Below are 19,198 nucleotides of genomic sequence, written 5' to 3'. Positions count from 1 at the left end.
ATATTAAAAAAACATTTTCAGCTTTCTTTCTCCAAAAAAATAGTTTCTTTGTAAAAGAAATTAATCCGAAAAAATAGACAAGTATATATGGTAACATTTAACTTTAAAAAATGGAACACGATCTTAGGATGGTCAACATTTGCAATTGCCTTAATTACTTATTCGCTAACCGTTGAACCCTCGTTAAGTTTCTGGGATTGCGGTGAATACATTGCCACTTCTGCAAAACTGGAAGTAGGTCACCCGCCGGGAGCTCCGTTATTTCAAATGATCGGTGCTTTCTTTGCGATGTTCGCAACAAGCCCTCAAAAGGTCGCTTTAATGGTGAACATGATGTCTGTTTTTTCGAGTGCTTTCACTATTTTATTCATGTTTTGGTCAATGACCATCCTTTTAAAGAAAATTGTTTCCGGCTTTACCGAGTTTGACAAAAACAATGCAATCGTTGTTTTAGGAAGTGCTTTTGTCGGTTCCCTTGCCTTTACCTTTTCAGACAGTTTCTGGTTTAGTGCTGCCGAAGCAGAGGTTTACGCCATGGCATCACTGTTCATTGCAGTATTGTTCTGGCTTGGCCTGCGATGGGAAGAAGACATGCACAGCCCGAGAGGAAACAGATGGCTTTTATTGATTTCGCTAATGATCGGACTTTCTTTCGGTGTCCACTTCATGGCTTTATTAACCATTCCGTCTTTAGGATTACTGTATTATTTTAAAAATTACAAAACCGTTACCATAAAGAACTTCATCATTGCCAATGTGGTAATTGTGGTGATCTTATTCTTTGTCTTTAAGTTCCTGTTACCGTACACACTGGCTTTCTTCGGAAAAATGGAGATTTTCATGGTAAATTCTTTAGGATTGCCGTTTAACTCCGGAACCATTTTTGCAGCCTTGTTAATCATTCTTTTCTTCTATTTCGGATTGCGTTATACAAAAAAGAAGGAAAAACCGCTTTACAACACCTTATTACTTTGTGTCTTATTCGTTTTAATCGGATTCTCTACCTGGTTAATGCTGCCGATTCGCGCCAATGCCAATGTGGTTATTAACGAAAACAGACCTTCGGATGCTGCAGAGGTTTTAGCCTATTACAACCGTGAGCAGTACGGAGAACAAAAAACATTCTACGGTCCGTTGTTTACCGAAGCCTATGTTGGACTGGACGAAGACAAACCGTATGAAGACGAAAAACCAAACTACGAAAGAGATTATAAAACCGGCACCTACAAAATTGTAAACAACTATGTTAATGCCCGACAAAATACCAGCGACACCCAGAAAGGCTTCCTGCCAAGAATGTGGAGTCCGGACAATGCGGTGAACTACATGACTTTTACACAGCCTGTAAAATTCACCATCAACCCGGAATATTCCCATGAAGACGAACTGGTACAGGTGGTAGCCGAATTCCGTAACGCTTACAGTTCCGGAAAATTAGGGATTGAGGAATATGATAAATTCTTAAAATCTTACGGCGAATACCTTATCATCGAAAAACCGTCCTTTGTTGACAACATGAAATTCATGTTCGAATACCAGTTTGGTTATATGTACTGGCGTTACTTAATGTGGAACTTTACCGGTCGTCAAAACGACATCCAGGGTAAATATGACACCCAAAACGGAAACTGGCTGAGCGGTATCAAGTTTATAGACGAAATCCGTTTAGGCTCTCAGGACAATCTTCCTGCTGATGTATTAAACAACAAGGCAAGAAATACCTATTATTTCCTTCCTTTTATCTTAGCCGTTATCGGTATGATTTTTCATGCCAAAAAGGACCTTAAAAGCTTCTATGTATTACTGGTTTTATTCTTATTCACCAGTTTGGCACTAAAAGTATTCCTGAACGAAAGACCGTTTGAACCGCGTGAAAGAGATTATGCGCTCGTAGGCTCTTTCTACATCTTTGCCATGTGGTTAGGATTCGGGGTTTATGCGATATACGACGGAATCAAAAATTATTTACAGCCAAAAATTGCAGGACCGGTTGTGATAACTGCCTGTTTACTGGCGGCTCCGGTTTTAATGGCCAAAGAAAACTGGGACGATCACGACCGTTCGAACCGTTATACGGCTGTAGCAATGGCTAAAGCCTACCTGGATTCCTGCGAACCGAATGCGATTTTATTCACCATTGGTGACAACGACACCTTCCCGCTTTGGTATGCTCAGGAAATCGAAGGCTACCGAACAGATGTGAGGATCGTAAACACCCAGCTTTTCACACAAGACTGGTACATCGACCAGATGAAATCGAAAGCATATAATTCCGATCCGCTGCCTATTTCGTTCACACACGACCAATATGTAAAAGGAAAACGCGATTATATGTTCTTCCAGGAATTAACAAAAGAACGCATCGACATCAAACAGTTCATTGACTTTATTAAGAGTGACGATGAGCGAACGCTGTTTACAATTCCAAGAAGCGGACAAAAGATCCACTTCTACCCTACCAATAAGATCCGAATTCCGGTTAACAAGGAAACCGTTATTAAAAACAAAGTGGTAGCGCCACAGTTAAACGATTCTATTGTTTCGGCAATTGATGTGGATATCGAAGGCAGTGCTTTATACATTAACCGTTTAATGATGCTGGATCTGGTTTACAACAACAACTGGAAACGCCCTATCTATTTTACAGGCGGTAGTTTTGGTGACGACGATTATATCTGGATGAAAGATTACCTGCAGCTGGATGGAATGGTGTACAAACTGGTTCCGGTAAAAACACCGATACCGAAAAACGGAAGTCCGCTGGATATGGGTAATATCGATACGGAAAAAATGTACAAAATTGTAATGTCATGGGATTGGGGCAACAGTGGTGATCCGAAAATCTACCACGATCCTGAAACCCGTAAAAACAGTATTTCCTACCGCACGAATTTAGCCCGTTTAACAGAGAAGTTAATCGCAGAAGGCAAAAAGGATAAAGCGAAAAATATTATCGATTTAGCAATGGCTAAAATGCCGATTGACGAATTCGGATTCTATACGTTCGTAGAACCTTTCGCTTCCGGGTATTATGAAATCGGAGAAGTAAATAAAGCCCGTGCGATCTTAACCAAGTTAGCCGGAAAATACCAGGAAAACATCCGTTACTATAAAGGATTAAAGAGTGCCGAACAAAACGATATGTATGTAGACATCGTTACCGACATCGAAAGATACCGTGCGCTTCTGGACATCATGAAACAATATGACAAAACGTTTTACGAAACCAACAAAGTCAAATTCAACAGTTATAACAAAATGTTTGAACGTTTCGCAAGAGACATGGAATAACAACCCGATACAATATGCCAATGAGATCCATTGGCATATTGCTTTTATACCATCATTACAATGAGTTTCTGGATAAAAACGAACCGCTTTATAAAAGCCATTTTCTTTAATCAGGTTTGGGATGTCCCGAATACAGAGAACAGGATATACCTTACTTTCGACGACGGACCTACTCCCGAAATAACGGAATGGGTTTTAGCTGTTTTACAGGAACACCACATCAAGGCCACCTTTTTTTGCATTGGCAACAACATCGATAAACATCCTGATATTTTCAGGAAGCTCATCGCTCACGGGCACACGATTGGCAACCATACCTACAACCACCTGAAAGGATGGCAAACAAAACAATCGGAATATATTGAAAATACGGAAGCCTGCCGTAAAGCCATACTAAAGCACTCCGGCACCAAAACAGCCTCCTGCCTGTTCAGACCGCCTTATGGCAAAATAAAGCCGTTACAATCGCGCCAATTGCGAAAATCAGGCTACAAAATAATCATGTGGGATGTGATCAGCATGGACTTTGACAAGACCATTACACCGGAACAATGTCTCGAAAATGTAGTTAAAAACACGACACCGGGAAGTATAGTCGTATTTCACGATAGCGTAAAGGCTTTTAAAAACCTCGAACATACGCTGCCAAAAGCCATACAGCTTTTAAAAGAAAAAGGATTTGAATTTGGTGTATTAAATTAGTATTGCTCCTGAACCAGCGCAATGATCGTATTGGCATCCAGCTCACCGGATTGTCTCCATACCATCTGTCCGTCTTTATAAATCATTAAAGTCGGTAGCCCTTTAATACGTAGCGCTTCTGCCAGTTCCTGGTTTTTATCGATATCAATTTTAATCACTTTGGCTTTATCACCCAAAGCGGCCGCAACATCTCTGATAACCGGATGCATCGAAACAGAAGGTTCGTTCCAGTCCGTATAAAAATCAATCAGCACTGGTACTTGTGCATTGATAAGTTCTCCAAATTTTGACATAGCTTACAAGTTTAATATACTTTAAAGATACTTTTACAATCTATTATCTATACAAATGTAGCATTTTTAACGAATTACGCTACTTTTTCGCCTTTTTTTAGTTCGATAACCGTTATTTCCGGCCAGATGCCAACCCGTCCCGGATAGGCGTGGAATCCGAATCCGCGGTTCACATAAACATATTTACCAACCTCTTCATACAATCCGGCCCATTGTTTGTAAACGTATTCAATTGGACTCCATTTAATTATACCCGGAATTTCAATTCCGAACTGCAAACCGTGCGTGTGTCCGCTCAGCGTTAAATGGAAATGTTTGTCATGTTGTTTCACCTCGGCATCCCAATGCGACGGATCATGGCTCATCAGAATTTTAAAGTCCTCTTTTACCAATCCTTCCGAAGCTTTGTTTAAATCGCCCGCCTGTTTGAACTTTACACCCCAGTTTTCAACACCAACAAGCGCTATTTCATCGGAACCTTTTTTGATTTTTACATTTTCATTAAGCAACAGCCTGAAATCAATTTGACGGTGTAAATCCTTAATCGCCTTGAAATTTTCATCTTTGGCTTTTTGCGAAGGCCAGTCAACATATTCCCCGTAATCATGATTCCCCAAAACGGAATATTTCCCTAATGCCGGTGTTTTAATTTTCCGGAAAGTCTCAATCCACGGATGCATTTCTTCGGCATGTGTATTCACAATATCCCCGGTAAACAGGACAATATCCGATTGCTGTTCGTTTATCAGATCGATCGCATAACTGATTTTTTCAGGATTATCAAAACTGCCGCTGTGCACATCCGAAATTTGCGTGATCGTAGTCCCGTCAAAACTATCCGGAAGATCCGGGAAAAATATCGTCTGGCGGATCACCTTGAAATTGTATTTCCCTTTCGTCATACCATACAGCAAAGAGCTGAAAGGAATCAGCGCTACCATAATGGCAACCTGGCTTACAAACTTTCTTCTTTCCGGAATGGCTTCTTTTATATTGTCAACCTGAGTGAAATAGTTGATCACGGTGGCGAACATACGGAAAATATCTTCTCCTAATAATATGATCGCGATCAGCAGTTTGGGTAAAAGCGTTATCAAAAGCAGTCCCATCGTAAAGAGCGTCTGTCTGTTCTGCCCTGTTCTTTTATCAAACTGGCTGAAGGAGTAAATCAGATACACAAAAATCAGCAGGCTTATCACCTGATAAGCAATCAGTATCCATCGCTCTTTTGTAATTGTTTTAAATGCCTGGAAAGCATACAGCTCAACCAGTAGTAAAATTATCCCTATAAAAACTAAACGCATCATCATAAATTAATAAACAAAGTAACAAAGAATGCCCTTACTCTTGGTTTTATATTAGCAATATTTTAACTATACCCCATCATTACTCCGGACTTATCAAAATACCCGCAAAGAGACTATCAATATACATTTTGTTTTAACAAAAATCAAACCGATTAATCAGCATAAGCCAAAATGATTATTTTTGCCGCAAACTTTACAAAATGAGAAAAATCCTATTTTTACTTTTTGCTTTTAGCCTGACTTCAGCCTATTCGCAAGAAGTATTGACCGCACAGTCCAGAGGACGTGTTTTCAATGCCGGCAACCAGCGCCTGACCACAAGTGAAGTCCGCAACCTGATGCAGACCAATGCAGAAGCATTAAAATTGTATAATGCCGGAAGAAATAAAAAAACATTCGGAAACATCCTGATTGCTGCCGGATCCGGAATGATTGCCGGAAACCTTTTGTACAACCTTACCACCGACAGCGATTCTAAAGTGACCCAGCATAATTTTGGTGCCGGGCAAGTCACTACCGTTGAAAAAGAAAAACAAAAGTTCACAGTAGCCGCCATTGGTCTGGCCGCCATAATTGTGGCCATCCCGATAAAAATAGGCTATACCAAAAAAGTCAAAAAAGCCGTAGATATGATGAATACTGATCTTAAAAATCCAAAACAGGGTTTTATCGAATCTTCTGCTATTATTGCCAATGGCAACGGATTGGGTATTCAGCTTTCCTTCTAAGCACACACTTTTCAATACAAACGATACAACCAGAGCATTTTGCTCTGGTTTTTTTATACAATCCGTTCCTGCCCAATCCAACCAAACCAAAAATATTAACCTATAATTTTATTCAGAATACAATCTAACCGTTAAATAATTCCGCATCCCAAAAATATATTTCCAATATTATCACAAAAAGCTAAAAAATGGTCTCTGTTATTTTTATTTAATCTAAATAAATAAATTTGCAAAGACTTAATTAAATGATTTATGAAGAAAATATACTTACTCTTTACTGTCGTTTTCCTTTCCCAGCTGGATTGTAAAGCACAGTTATTAACGCAAAACAGTGCTGTGTTTACCGGAGTATTTTATGGCGACTGCGTGGCAGCCGACTTTAACGGTGACGGTAAAAAAGAAATGCTGGTAACGGGTGCCTTACCCGGTTATGACAGTTTTACAGCCTTATACGAATTGGGTCCTGACGGATTTGTAATGAATACAGCAAACAATTTTACGCCAATAATGTATTCTGCAGTAGCTGTTGGCGATATCAACAACGACGGACACCTTGACTTTGCCATTACCGGTACCGAGTCTATTAACGAAACCCAGGTTTTTGAAATTTACTATGGCAACGGTAACAATACATTCAGCAAAGTAGCAATACCTTCCATAGTCCCTACCAATTACGGTTCTATCGGATTAGCCGACCTGAATCAGGATGGTCACATGGACATCCTGGTGAACGGTATCAACGATACAGACAGTGTCACCAAAGTGTACTTCCAGACCGGAAATACCGGTGTTTTCGAACCGTCAAACATCAATTTATTAGGAACAAACTTTAGCGCGACCAAAATATTCGATGCTAATTCAGACGGATTACCAGACATATTGGTAACCGGATACAGTACAGCCTATGTACCGGAAACAAAACTATACATCAATCAGGGAAATGGTCAGTTTACCAGCCATAACAGCAGTTTAAACTCGGTTTATTTCTCTTCAATTGATACCGCAGACATTAACGGCGACGGTCATTTAGATATCTTATTATCCGGAATGAGCGACACGTTCGAACCGATACTGCACGCATATTTAAACGACGGAGCCGCACATTTTGCACCAATTGGCTCCTCTTTCTTAGGAACTTATTACGGCAGCTCCCGCTTTATTGACTACAACAACGACGGTCTTCTGGACATCTTTACCATGGGTTCCAATGCTGACGGAGACAACAAACTGGCTTTATACAAAAACAACGGCGACGGAACATTCAGCCAGGATGTTACAAACGCTGCTCCGCTGAATCCTTTAACCATGTCGCGTGCTTTATGCTTTGACTATGACAACGACGGCGATACCGATTTGTTTATCATGGGATATGAAGACAATGATCTGGCAAAATCGATCCTGTACACCAACAATTCCGTTCAGGACTGTACTCCGGTATTCCAATACAATGCCGACAGTAATATGATTACCAATGTTACATTCGGTACGATTAACAATACTTCTCCTTTCCAATCGGGAACAACACCGGTATATGAAGATTTCACCAACATCAGCACACCGGTTATCAAAGGACAAACCTATCCTATCGCAGTAAAAGGGCCATCCAGTTCTTTTCCGAGCGATGTAATGCTATATATCGATTTCAACCAGAACGGCAACTTTAATGATGCCGGCGAAGGTTTCTATATTGGCCAGCTTGCTCCGGCAAATCCGGCAAATGCCAATACCCTAACGGCCAATATTGCTATTCCGGCGAATGCCGCAACCGGAACTACGAAAATGAGAATCATCAAGAATACGAATGTAGCGGCATTGGGCAATCCAGCTGCGCCAAACACCATTAACGATCCTTGTGACACCACATTAAGAGCCGGGCAAACAGAAGATTACAGTATTGCCATTGAAAGCGCTGTGGTTTGCCAGGAACCGGCAGAACCGGTAGGATCATTAGGCTGCGTAACGTTTACTTACCAGGGCAATACGGTTACTTATACTACCGTTAGAGGTGCCGACAGAAACATCTGGCTACAGCAAAACTTAGGAACGCCTGCTGTAGCAACTTCTTCGACCGATGAAAACTCTTTTGGAGATTTATTCCAATGGGGACGTTGGGACGACGGACACCAATTGAGAACTTCTTCAACGGTTTTATCGCCGGCAGCAAACAATCCTTCAGGAATCGGAACCGGAACCCCGAACTTCTTTACATCCGGACCGGCATGGTGGAACGGCAACATTTTGACAGATGAGTGGACTGCCGCAACACCGGCAGCAGCAACCAGCACAAAAGGTTGTGACCCTTGTAAAGCATTAGGTAACGGATGGCGATTGCCAACACAAACAGAATGGGAAGAAATTGCCGTGAAAGAAGTGATTACATCACCCGGAAAAGCGTATGACAGTAATTTAAAACTAACCGTAGGCGGAAACAGAGATACCAGCGGAAATGCTAACTATAAAGGACAAAGAGGTTATTACTGGAGCAGTACCACAAGCAGTATCGGAGCGAAATACTTCTATTTCAGCAGTGCGATAATCAACCCGTCTGCCGGAGGACCACGTGGTCAGGGATCGGCAGTGAGATGTTTCAAACAAGGTACTAATTTAGGCCTGCACGAAACCGCTAAAGCCCGTTTCACGGTTTATCCGAATCCGACAAATACAATCGTAAATATCGATACGGAACAAACGGATATCACTGTAAAAATATTCAACCAGCTTGGACAGCAGATCATCGTTGCAAAATCGAAATCAATCGACCTTTCCAGTCTGGCAGCAGGAATATACATCCTGAAAATAGATGGTGAAAACGGTGAAACCTACTCCCAGAAAGTAGTAAAACAATAAAGGTGAAAGAAAACACCTCAAATAAAAGAGGCTGATTGTACAATCAGCCTCTTGATATTTTATAGCGAGAAAAACGATTATTTTTTCTCTGATTTCATTTTTGAATTCTCTGCTTTAGCATCCGTTTTTTTAGCCTCTTCTTTTTTAGCTTCAGCTTTCATTTCGGTTTTAGCGTGTTTGTGTGTTTTAACTGTTTTTGCTGGTTCAGTTTGAGCGAAAGTCATTGCTGCAGATCCTAGTAATACAGCAACTAGCATTAATTTTTTCATGATATAAAAGTTTTAATGATTAATTTATGAGTCAAAGTTATATCGCGAAAATGAAGCTAAAATGAAGATTTACCCTTCCCTGAAAAATTAACTTTTATTTAGCTTTTTGCCGGTAAATGGAAAAGCAGTGAAAAAGTACTGCCGCTATCCGGCTCTGAGGTTACCGCAATCTCAATATGATGAAAATGCGCTATCGTATGCGCAATAGCCAGCCCAAGTCCTTGTCCTTCCACTTTTAAATTCATCCGGGCAAAACGATTAAAAAGCTTCGAAACCTGTTCCGGATCAATTCCGCAGCCGGTATCGGAAACCGAAAACCGGTATATCCCGGATTCAAAAGCATCCGAAAGAATTATCTTTCCGCCTTCTTTATTATACTTTATAGCATTCACCAGTATATTGAACAGTAAGATATGAATAAGTGTTTTATTCCCCTGGAATGAATAGGACGTACTCATTGTATTTATAACGGTAATGTTCCGGTCCCTGATCCGGTCCTCCAGTTCCAAAAGCAATTCTTCCAGCAATTCCTGCAACGCGATCGTTTCATCGGCCTGAAACTGATTGTTCTCAATCCTCGAAATCAGCAACAGATTGTTGATAATCTTTTTTAAGGTATCCAAAGTCCGAAGCGAACTGACTATTTTGTCGAGCCCTTCATCGTTAATCGATTCGTTTACCAGCAGGTTTTCAAACCGGCTTCTCAGGATCGCGATCGGCGTTAGCAATTCGTGCGACACATTCGCAATAAACTGTTTCTCTTTATTAATAACATCCTGCATTCTGCCCATCATCTGATTCAAGGCCGTATCCAGTTCTTTAAAATCATCGGAATGGGACGGAATCATTTCATAATTAAACGCTTCCGGATTATCAATATACCTGATTTTTCTGTCGATAATACGGTAAAACGGCCGTAGCAGGTAATCAATAAAAAAAGCCTCAAACAAAAAGGTCAGCAAGACCAGACCTATCAGTACGGCTACGGTAAAAGAACGGATCACAAAATACAGATCCTTTACCTGAGCCAGGTTATTCCCTATTTCCAGCAGATATGATTTGCCTTCATATTTAAAAAAATACTGCAGTATGCGGTATTCGTTCTTTTCCTTTTCAATAATTCTGGGTGCCGTTATAAAAACCGTTTTCGGTTCCACCTTTACACTGTCGGGAATACGGGACAGCTGCAAAAACTCGCTGTGCAGGTTGGAAAAACTCGCATAGGTATCGTCCATTGTATTGTTCGACAAAAAATCATTGATCTCCTCATTATTAAGGTTCTTGATAAACTTCTGCTTTTTCTCCGTTAAGCTGGTCGTGATATGCCGGAAAACCACTTTTTCAACCAGTATCGGCAAGGCAAACCACAACACTACAATAAGTGTAATTCTGGTGAGAATACTAAAGGTCGCGATCTGATGTTTAAACTTCATCGGCTGTTCATTCGTTAATGCGATATCCTACATTCCGGACCGTTTCAAACCAATCCAGCTTTTCGTGTTTTTCCAGTTTTTTTCTCAGGTTCCGGACATGCACGTCTATAAAATTAGAATCGGAATTGATTTCCAGTATATCGCCCCAGATATGCTCTGTGAGCTGCAAACGGGTAACCACCCTGTTTTTGTTGAGCACCAGGTACTGAAAAACGTCAAATTCCTTTTTTGTTAAGCTAATCGACTGTTCCCCGTGCCGGACTTTATAATCCTGCAACTGAATCCGGAAACCGTGAATAGGCAGTTCATTCATTGTAAAACCGTGTATCCGGCGGATCACGGCAAACAAACGGGCGCTCAATTCCGTCAATGCAAACGGTTTGGTCAGGTAATCGTCTGCTCCCAGATGAAAACCATTGATCCGGTCATCCAGTTCTCCTCTGGCAGTGATTACAATAATGCCCATCTTCGATTTATTCTTCCGGATGGTTTTTAGCAAATCCAGACCGTCGCCGTCCGGCAGTCCTAAATCCAGCAACATCACATCATATTCGTTTCTGTCAATTTCATCGAGTGCCGCTTTGCAGTTCTTTTTTACCGTACAGATATAGCCGCTATCGGTCAGGAAACGCATAAGCTCCCCGGCTAATTCCTGATGGTCTTCCACAACAATAATATTCATACGGATAATAGCATTAAAATCTATTAAAATTACAGAATAATCCCCATAATAAATGCAGTTGCCAATAAAATTTCCGGGGTATTGAATCCTATAAATATTGGATTCCTTATTTTTACATTCAAATATCATTATCATGTCACAACAAAAACGCCTTTTTCTTCTTGATGCTTATGCATTAATCTTTCGCGGCTATTATGCTTTTATCAAAAATCCCCGCATAAACTCCAAAGGATTAGACACTTCGGCTGTTATGGGATTCATGAATTCCCTGATGGATGTTATTAAAAGAGAAAAACCGGGTTATCTGGCTGTTGCTTTTGACAAAGGCGGAAGTGATTTCAGAAACCAGATGTTTCCGGAATATAAAGCCAATCGTGATGAAACTCCCGAAGCGATAAAAATTGCCGTTCCCTACATACAGGAAATATTAAGAGCCATGCACATTCCCATTATGGAATTACCGGGTTATGAAGCCGATGATCTGATCGGAACACTGGCAAAACAAGCCGAAAAAGAAGGCTATACGGTTTATATGGTTACGCCCGATAAAGATTTTGCACAGCTGGTTTCCGAAAATATTTTCATGTACCGTCCGGCACGAATGGGGAATGATATCGAGATCTGGGGTGTTCCTCAGGTACTTGAAAAATTTGAAATTGAAAGACCGGAACAGGTAATCGACTTCCTGGGCATGATGGGTGATGCTGTCGACAATATTCCGGGACTACCGGGAGTGGGCGAAAAAACAGCCAAAAAATTACTGAAAGAATACGGTTCTATGGAAAACCTCTTGGCCAATACCCATGAGCTGAAAGGAAAAATGAAAGAGAATATCGAAGCCAATGCCGAAAAAGGGATCATGTCCAAAACACTGGCAACGATCCTTTTGGACTGCCCGGTAACTTTTGATGAAAAAGACTTTGAACTGTCCCGTCCGGATGTTGAAAAAACGGAAGCCATATTCCAGGAACTGGAATTCCGGAGAATGAAAGAACAGTTCGACAAACTATTTGCCGACGGATCGGAATTTGACGAAATCAATACCAATAATTTAGAACCTTCGGCATCGACAGTTTCCAAAACCACTCGGAAATCGGCTAAAAACGAAGACCAGTTCTCATTATTTGGTGAAGCGGCTCCGGCCGAAACAGCAGCTGCGGCACACAACAGTTACTACAATACATTAGAAAACACCAGTCATAATTACCAGATTGTACAAGGCGATCTGGGCATTAAACTAATGCTGCAAAACCTGCTACAGCAATCGGAAGTATGCTTTGATACCGAAACAACAGGCCTCGATGCCTTACATGCCGAACTGGTTGGAATTGCCTTTTCTTTCGAAAAAGGAAAAGGATTTTATGTACCGTTTCCGGAAAACCAGGACGAAGCAAAAGCACTGCTTGAAAAACTGCTGCCGTTCTTTGAAAACGAAAACATTACCAAAATAGGGCAAAACCTGAAATACGATTTAAAAGTATTGTCCAATTATGATGTGGTTGTAAAAGGAAAACTTTTTGACACCATGATTGCCCATTACCTGATCAATCCGGATATGCGTCACAACATGGACGTACTGGCGGAAACCTATTTAAAATATTCGCCGAAATCCATTGAAACCCTGATTGGTAAAAAAGGAAAAAATCAAAAATCCATGCGCGATGTGGAACTGGAAGACGTTAAGGAATATGCTGTGGAAGATGCCGATATTACGTTGCAGCTAAAAGAACTATTCTCGGAACAGCTGGATAAAACAGGTACTAAAAAACTGTTTGACGACATTGAAATCCCATTGGTTACCGTTCTGGCAGCTATGGAACGCGAAGGAATCCGTCTGGATGTTGATTTTCTGAAATCGCTATCGAAAGAACTGGATAACGATATTAAAGTTTTTGAACAGCAAATCTATGAAACTGCCGGGGAGAAATTCAACCTGGCTTCTCCGAAACAATTAGGAGATATCCTTTTCGATAAATTAAAGATTGGCGGAGCCAAACAAAAGAAAACCAAAACCGGACAATATGCAACCGGTGAGGAAGTACTGAGCTACCTTGCCAACGAACATGAAATTGTCAAAAACATTCTGGACTGGCGCCAATTGGTTAAACTTCAGAACACCTATATTGATGCGTTACCAAACCAGGTAGACAAAGTAACCCAGCGGGTGCATACTGATTATATGCAAACGGTTGCCGCAACCGGCCGATTGAGTTCGAACAATCCGAACCTGCAAAACATTCCGATCCGTACCGAAAGAGGCCGTCAGATCCGGAAAGCTTTTGTAGCAAGAGATGAAAACTACACACTGGTTTCTGCCGATTACTCTCAGATAGAACTGCGCATTATCGCGGCCTTAAGCGGAGAACAAAACATGATCAATTCGTTCCGGAACGGAGAAGACATTCACGCTTCCACAGCTGCAAAAGTATTCAACGTGCCTCTGGAAGAAGTAACCCGCGAACAGCGTAGCCATGCCAAAACCGTTAACTTCGGGATCATATATGGTGTATCTGCTTTTGGTTTGAGCAATCAGACCTCTCTGAGCCGTTCCGAAAGTAAGGAACTTATCGACACCTATTACCAGACCTATCCAAGACTGAAAGCCTATATCCAGGAACAAATGGAATTTGCCAGAAATCACGGTTATGTACAAACCGTTTTGGGCAGACGCCGTTATTTAAAAGACATCAATTCTGCGAATGCCGTTGTGAGAGGTGCCGCCGAACGAAATGCCGTTAACGCCCCTATTCAGGGTAGTGCTGCCGATATTATCAAGATAGCGATGATTAATATTCACAAACGCCTGATTGCCGAAAACTGGAAAAGTAAAATGCTGCTGCAGGTACACGATGAGCTTGTTTTTGACGTGCACAACAGTGAACTGGAGAAAATTCAGCCAATGATCAAACACGAAATGGAGAACGCTTTTATACTCGAAGTTCCTTTGGAAGTAGAATTAGGTCACGGAAAAGACTGGCTACAAGCCCATTAGAACAATCCCTTGCCGTTTCCCAATTATTTCATACCATATCATCAAAAAATTAATATTTAATAAAAGATTTTGCTAATTTTAATACGGTTCAACAAACATATTATTAATAGCAAAATCTTTTACTTTGAAGATATTAAAGCCTATTCTCTATTTTTCGATTTTTAATCACCCTCTGAAATTAGAGGAAATCTATTCTTTCTCCGATCATGAGAACAGAAATGATTTTGACTGCGAAATAGAACAGGCTTTAGCAAGCGGAATCATCACCAAAACCGATTCCTACTACCATATCAACCTGACTTCCGAACACATTAAAAGACGCGAAACCGGGAACCGGAATGCCGTCAAAGCACTGGGAACCGCACAAAAAAAAGCCCATTTTATCAGTTCGTGGTTTCCTTTTGTAGAAGCCGTTGCCATTTCCGGATCGCTTTCAAAAGGATATTTTGACAGCAAAAGCGATATCGACTATTTTATAATCGTTAAACCGGAACACCTCTGGACCTGCCGGACTTTCCTGGTAGCCTATAAAAAATTATTCCTGTTCAATTCCAGGAAATATTTCTGTATGAATTACTTCATTACAGCCGACAATCTTGAAATAGAAGAAAAAAACAGGTTTACAGCCACCGAAATTGCTACTTTAGTACCGTTACACGGAAAAGAAATGCTGACCGCTTTTTTTGAACAGAACCGCTGGGTAACCGACTATTTTCCAAACCATCAGAAAAAAGACGCAGAAATAAAACCCGTTGTTAAAAAACGAATTGTCCGCGCCGTTGAAAACCTGCTTTCCGGTTCCTTTGGAAAGAAAGTAGAGAAAATGACCTTTACCACTACTTTTTCATTTTGGAAAGTGAAATTCGAGAAAAAACTGGCTTCCGAATTTTCCATCGCTTTCAAATCATCAAAAAGAGTGTCCAAACACCATCCTTCCAATTTTCAGAAAAGAGTCATTGACGCTTTAAACCGGAAATACGAAGAATTATATACCGCACACAATATCCAATTAACCAAAGAACATGTCTAACATCCTTTTTTCGCATTCTTATTATTACAGGCTGGATCCGAAGCAATGGAAAAACAAAACGCCTTTTCCGCCTTTGGGAACGCTTTATGCAGCTTCGTTAATGCGACAGAACGGCTATAAGGTTGACTTGTTCGACACCAATTTATTAGACAGTCCGCTGTCTGTCATTCCCAAATTACAACAGTTTCAGCCCGATTACCTGGTTATTTATGACGACGGTTTCAATTACCTGACCAAAATGTGCCTCACTAAAATGAGAGAAGCCTGTTTTGAAATGATCGCCATCGGGAAACAACATCACGCCATTGTGATTGTCTGCAGTTCCGATTCGACGGATCATTATGAAAAATACCTGGAAAAAGGCGCCGATTATATTCTACAGGGTGAAGGCGAATACAGCCTGCTGGAGCTTATAAAAGCTTTAGACAGCAAACAAACGGCTGCCAGCCTGAACGGGATTATTTTTAAAGATCCCGACACGCAGCACACCCGTATAAACCCCAAAAGAACAGTTATTCAGCACCTGGACGAATTGCCGCAGCCGGCATGGGACCTGGTAAATATTCCTGACTATAAAGCCATCTGGCAAAAAAGCAAATATCCTTTTACCCTGAATATTGCCACCACCAGAGGCTGTCCGTATAAATGCAACTGGTGTGCCAAGCCAATTTACGGCAATCGCTACAATGCCCATTCGCCGGAATATATCGTGCAGCAGATCGCTTATTTAAAAGAACAGTTCGGGGTTTCCCGATTCTGGATGTGCGATGACATTTTCGGATTAAAGCCCAATTGGGTACAGGAATTCGGAAAAGAACTGGACAGGCAGAAAATCACCATCCGCTACTACATACAGAGCCGGGTGGATTTATTATTAAAAGAAGATACGATTTCTGTCCTGGCAAAATCCGGTCTGGAAGAAGTATGGGTAGGTGCCGAAAGCGCTTCCCAGAAAATCCTGGATGCGATGGACAAAGGCACTACGGTAGCCCAGATATATGAAGCGACCCGATTGCTCAAAAGCAAAAAAGTGAGCGTGGCGTTCTTTCTCCAGTTTGGCTACCTGACCGAAAACCAGCAGGACATTCAAAAAACCATTGCGATGGTTAAGGAACTGCTGCCGGACAATATTGGCATTTCGGTATCCTACCCGCTTCCGGGAACGAAATTTTACGACAAGGTTAAAGATGACCTGAAACTCAAATCCAACTGGTCCGATTCTGATGATTTAGACATGATGTTTCACGGCACCTACTCTTCCGAATATTACCGGAAACTGCAACGCCTGGTGCATAAGGAATACCGCATCAGTCAGGGCATCAGTTTTCTGAAAAATATATTTAACGATTCCGTAAACCGGACACAACTCAAATCCATATTAAAATTAGGGTATTATATCCCCAGTACCTATATTGATCGTTACCGGATAAAAGCATTGGCAAAATCATGAAGGCAACATTCGACATAGCCGCATCAACCTATGATGTAACGTTTACCAATACGGTCATTGGCAAATTACAGCGCAGTTATGTTTACGGTCACCTCAGCAATTGCTTAAACAACCAATCTGTCCGGTCTGTTCTGGAAATAAACTGCGGTACCGGTGAAGATGCGTTCTGGCTTGCCGGGCAAGGTTACCGGGTTACGGCTACCGATATTTCGGAGAAAATGATACAGGTTGCCCAACAAAAAAAGCAGGCTGAGAATATCACTTTCCGCCAGGCCGACATTAATGCGTTGCCGGCGGTTTTCCCTTCGTCACAATTTGATTGTATCTTTTCCGATTTTGGCGGTTTAAACTGTTTGTCGCCCGGAGAATTAAAGAATTTCTTTGCTAATGCAGCATCCTTATTGCCCCGAAACGGAAGCCTGTTTCTGGTGATCATGCCCAAAAACACCCTTTGGGAGCAGGGCTATTTTCTTTTAAAAGGGCAATCCGGCAATGTTTTCCGCAGAAAACAGGAAAAGGTTCTTGCCAATGTGGACGGAGAAAAGATTGCCACCTATTATTATAATCCAAACGATATTAAAAAACTGTCGGAAGAACATTTTACCATAACCACGGTAAAACCGGTTGGGTTGTTTGTTCCGCCTTCTTATCTGGAAACATTCATAAGCGGTAAGCCCAAAACAACCGCCTTACTGAACTATCTGGAAAACAAGGCAAAGAACCTCAGCTTTACCGCCCGTTATGCCGACCATTATTTTATAGCATTACAAAAGCGATGAGTATTCTGCTGACACATGGGTACTATCTTACCGATGACCCGAAAGAACAGAAAATAATGAAGCCCTATCCGCCGTTAGGGCTGCTCTATATTTCTGCCTATTTGTTAGAACGCGGCATCGACAACAAAGTGTACGACAGCACTTTCTATACCCAAACAAAACAGCTTCGCTTTATTGCCGGAATGCAGCCGAAGGTCATTGCGATCTATACCAATCTGATGACCAAAATTGAAGTCATTCAGTTGATCCGGATCTTGCTTACCGATTCCCGCTACGGATTCCCGAAAATCATACTGGGCGGTCCGGACATTACCTATAACTGTGAGAACTACCTGAATACCGGGGCTCATTTCCTGATCATTGGCGAAGGAGAAGAAACCGCATACCAGCTCTACAATGCGATCATGGACAACACCGGTTATTCCGGTATTGACGGCATTGCCTATCTGGAAAACAATGTCGTAGTTAAAACCAAAGCCCGGACAAAGTTCAAAGAGCTTAACGAATTGCCGATACCCAACCGGGAAGCCGTTCCTATTGAAAAATATTTAGAAACCTGGAAAACAAATCACGGCAAAAGCTCGATGACCATTTCCACCCAGAGAGGCTGCCCTTACACCTGCAAATGGTGCAGTACGGCCGTTTACGGGCAAAGCTACCGCAGAAGGCCGGCACAGCAGGTTGCGGCAGAAATGCTGCTGTTAAAAGAAAAATACAATCCGGACAGCATCTGGTTTGTAGACGATGTATTTACCGTGAGCCACAAATGGCTGACGGAGTTTCACGATGAGGTCATTGCCCAAAAGGCGGTTATTCCTTTTGAATGCATCACCCGTGCCGAAAGACTCAACGATGCGATATTGACCCTCTTGAAAGAAGCCGGCTGCTACCGGATCTGGATTGGCGCCGAAAGCGGTTCGCAGAAAATAATCGACCTGATGGACCGCCGTGTTGATGTTAACGTCGTAAAAGAAGCCATACAGAAAACAAATGCACTGGGTATCGAAACCGGAACGTTTATTATGGTGGGCTATCCGGGTGAAGACAAAACCGATATTTACAAAACCATTCAATATTTAAAAGAAGCCAACCCGACAGAATATACCATAACGGTGGCCTACCCGATTAAAGGGACATCCCTTTATGACGAGATCGAAAGCGATATTACCATCAAACCGGACTGGGAAACCTCAACCGACCGGCAAATTGATTTTAAAAGAACCTATTCCCGGAAATTCTATGATTATGCCGTGAGCAAAGTGGTTAACGAAGTCGAATTTTACCGCGAGCTCATTAAAAAGGAAAACAGGAATCCCGTTAAGATTTTAAAGCTGAAGGTAAAATCCCTTTTGGCCGGAGGACTAATGATGATTAGCAAATAGTATAAACAGACAC

General features: G+C 41.6%; 14 protein-coding genes. 9 read left to right on the top strand and 5 right to left on the bottom strand.

All coding sequences use genetic code 11. The annotated features are described in order from the left end of the window. Nucleotides 1–87 precede the first annotated feature (87 nt). Nucleotides 88–3,291, top strand: coding sequence for a glycosyltransferase family 117 protein (locus BGO42_RS04985; RefSeq protein ID WP_273246467.1), 3,204 nt, complete (start codon nt 88–90; stop codon nt 3,289–3,291). Between the two features lie 60 nt (nt 3,292–3,351). Continuing rightward, complete coding sequence (locus BGO42_RS04980) at nt 3,352–3,993, top strand: polysaccharide deacetylase family protein (protein WP_273246468.1); 642 nt, start codon at nt 3,352–3,354, stop codon at nt 3,991–3,993. Here the strand turns inward: BGO42_RS04980 and BGO42_RS04975 are convergent. Beyond that, on the bottom strand, nt 3,990–4,286 hold the full coding sequence (locus tag BGO42_RS04975) for a thioredoxin family protein (protein WP_177731584.1): 297 nt from the start codon (nt 4,284–4,286) through the stop codon (nt 3,990–3,992). The two genes, BGO42_RS04980 and BGO42_RS04975, sit on opposite strands and share 4 nt — an antisense overlap. Nucleotides 4,287–4,360: 74 nt before the next feature. After that, nucleotides 4,361–5,596, bottom strand: a complete 1,236-nt coding sequence (locus BGO42_RS04970; protein WP_177731581.1) for a metallophosphoesterase — start codon at nt 5,594–5,596, stop codon at nt 4,361–4,363. A gap of 197 nt (nt 5,597–5,793) precedes the next feature. On the opposite strand from BGO42_RS04970, the gene BGO42_RS04965 reads away from it, so the two are divergent. Both BGO42_RS04965 and BGO42_RS04960 read left to right on the top strand, forming a co-directional pair. Then, entirely contained in the window at nt 5,794–6,321 is a 528-nt protein-coding gene (locus BGO42_RS04965) for a hypothetical protein (RefSeq protein WP_273246469.1), read from the top strand. A gap of 252 nt (nt 6,322–6,573) precedes the next feature. After that, a complete protein-coding gene (locus BGO42_RS04960; protein ID WP_273246470.1) occupies nt 6,574–9,168 on the top strand; it encodes an FG-GAP-like repeat-containing protein in 2,595 nt (864 codons plus the stop codon). A gap of 77 nt (nt 9,169–9,245) precedes the next feature. Here BGO42_RS04960 and BGO42_RS04955 read toward each other — a convergent pair whose 3' ends face one another. The 3 genes from BGO42_RS04955 to BGO42_RS04945 all read right to left on the bottom strand — a co-directional run bounded on the left by BGO42_RS04955 (nt 9,246) and on the right by BGO42_RS04945 (nt 11,552). Next, nucleotides 9,246–9,437 (bottom strand): hypothetical protein, encoded by a 192-nt coding sequence (locus BGO42_RS04955; protein WP_177731572.1) that lies wholly within the window; start codon nt 9,435–9,437, stop codon nt 9,246–9,248. Between the two features lie 98 nt (nt 9,438–9,535). Continuing rightward, nucleotides 9,536–10,870 carry a sensor histidine kinase gene (locus tag BGO42_RS04950; protein WP_273246471.1) on the bottom strand — a complete coding sequence of 445 codons (1,335 nt, stop codon included), beginning with the start codon at nt 10,868–10,870 and terminating at the stop codon, nt 9,536–9,538. Nucleotides 10,871–10,877: 7 nt separating this feature from the next. Continuing rightward, the gene (locus BGO42_RS04945; protein ID WP_177731565.1) at nt 10,878–11,552 is read right to left on the bottom strand and encodes a response regulator transcription factor; all 675 of its coding nucleotides are present in this window, start codon (nt 11,550–11,552) and stop codon (nt 10,878–10,880) included. 133 nt (nt 11,553–11,685) lie between these two features. Here BGO42_RS04945 and polA point away from each other — a divergent pair, with 133 nt between their 5' ends. The 5 genes from polA to BGO42_RS04920 all read left to right on the top strand — a co-directional run bounded on the left by polA (nt 11,686) and on the right by BGO42_RS04920 (nt 19,185). After that, complete coding sequence (gene polA, locus BGO42_RS04940; protein WP_273246472.1) at nt 11,686–14,544, top strand: DNA polymerase I; 2,859 nt, start codon at nt 11,686–11,688, stop codon at nt 14,542–14,544. A gap of 124 nt (nt 14,545–14,668) precedes the next feature. Continuing rightward, nucleotides 14,669–15,574 (top strand): nucleotidyltransferase domain-containing protein, encoded by a 906-nt coding sequence (locus BGO42_RS04935; protein WP_177731559.1) that lies wholly within the window; start codon nt 14,669–14,671, stop codon nt 15,572–15,574. After that, the gene (locus BGO42_RS04930; RefSeq protein WP_273246473.1) at nt 15,567–17,024 is read left to right on the top strand and encodes a B12-binding domain-containing radical SAM protein; all 1,458 of its coding nucleotides are present in this window, start codon (nt 15,567–15,569) and stop codon (nt 17,022–17,024) included. The genes BGO42_RS04935 and BGO42_RS04930 overlap by 8 nt, the downstream gene beginning before the upstream one ends. After that, nucleotides 17,021–17,803: a class I SAM-dependent methyltransferase gene (locus BGO42_RS04925; RefSeq protein WP_273246474.1), complete on the top strand. Its 783-nt coding sequence runs from the start codon at nt 17,021–17,023 to the stop codon at nt 17,801–17,803. The genes BGO42_RS04930 and BGO42_RS04925 overlap by 4 nt, the downstream gene beginning before the upstream one ends. After that, on the top strand, nt 17,800–19,185 hold the full coding sequence (locus BGO42_RS04920) for a B12-binding domain-containing radical SAM protein (RefSeq protein WP_273246475.1): 1,386 nt from the start codon (nt 17,800–17,802) through the stop codon (nt 19,183–19,185). The genes BGO42_RS04925 and BGO42_RS04920 overlap by 4 nt, the downstream gene beginning before the upstream one ends. The last annotated feature ends 13 nt before the right edge of the window (nt 19,186–19,198 follow it).

Source organism: Flavobacterium sp. 40-81 (genome assembly GCF_001898245.1).
Taxonomy (GTDB): Bacteria; Bacteroidota; Bacteroidia; order Flavobacteriales; family Flavobacteriaceae; genus Flavobacterium; species Flavobacterium inviolabile.
This window is presented reverse-complemented; position numbering and strand designations above follow the sequence as displayed.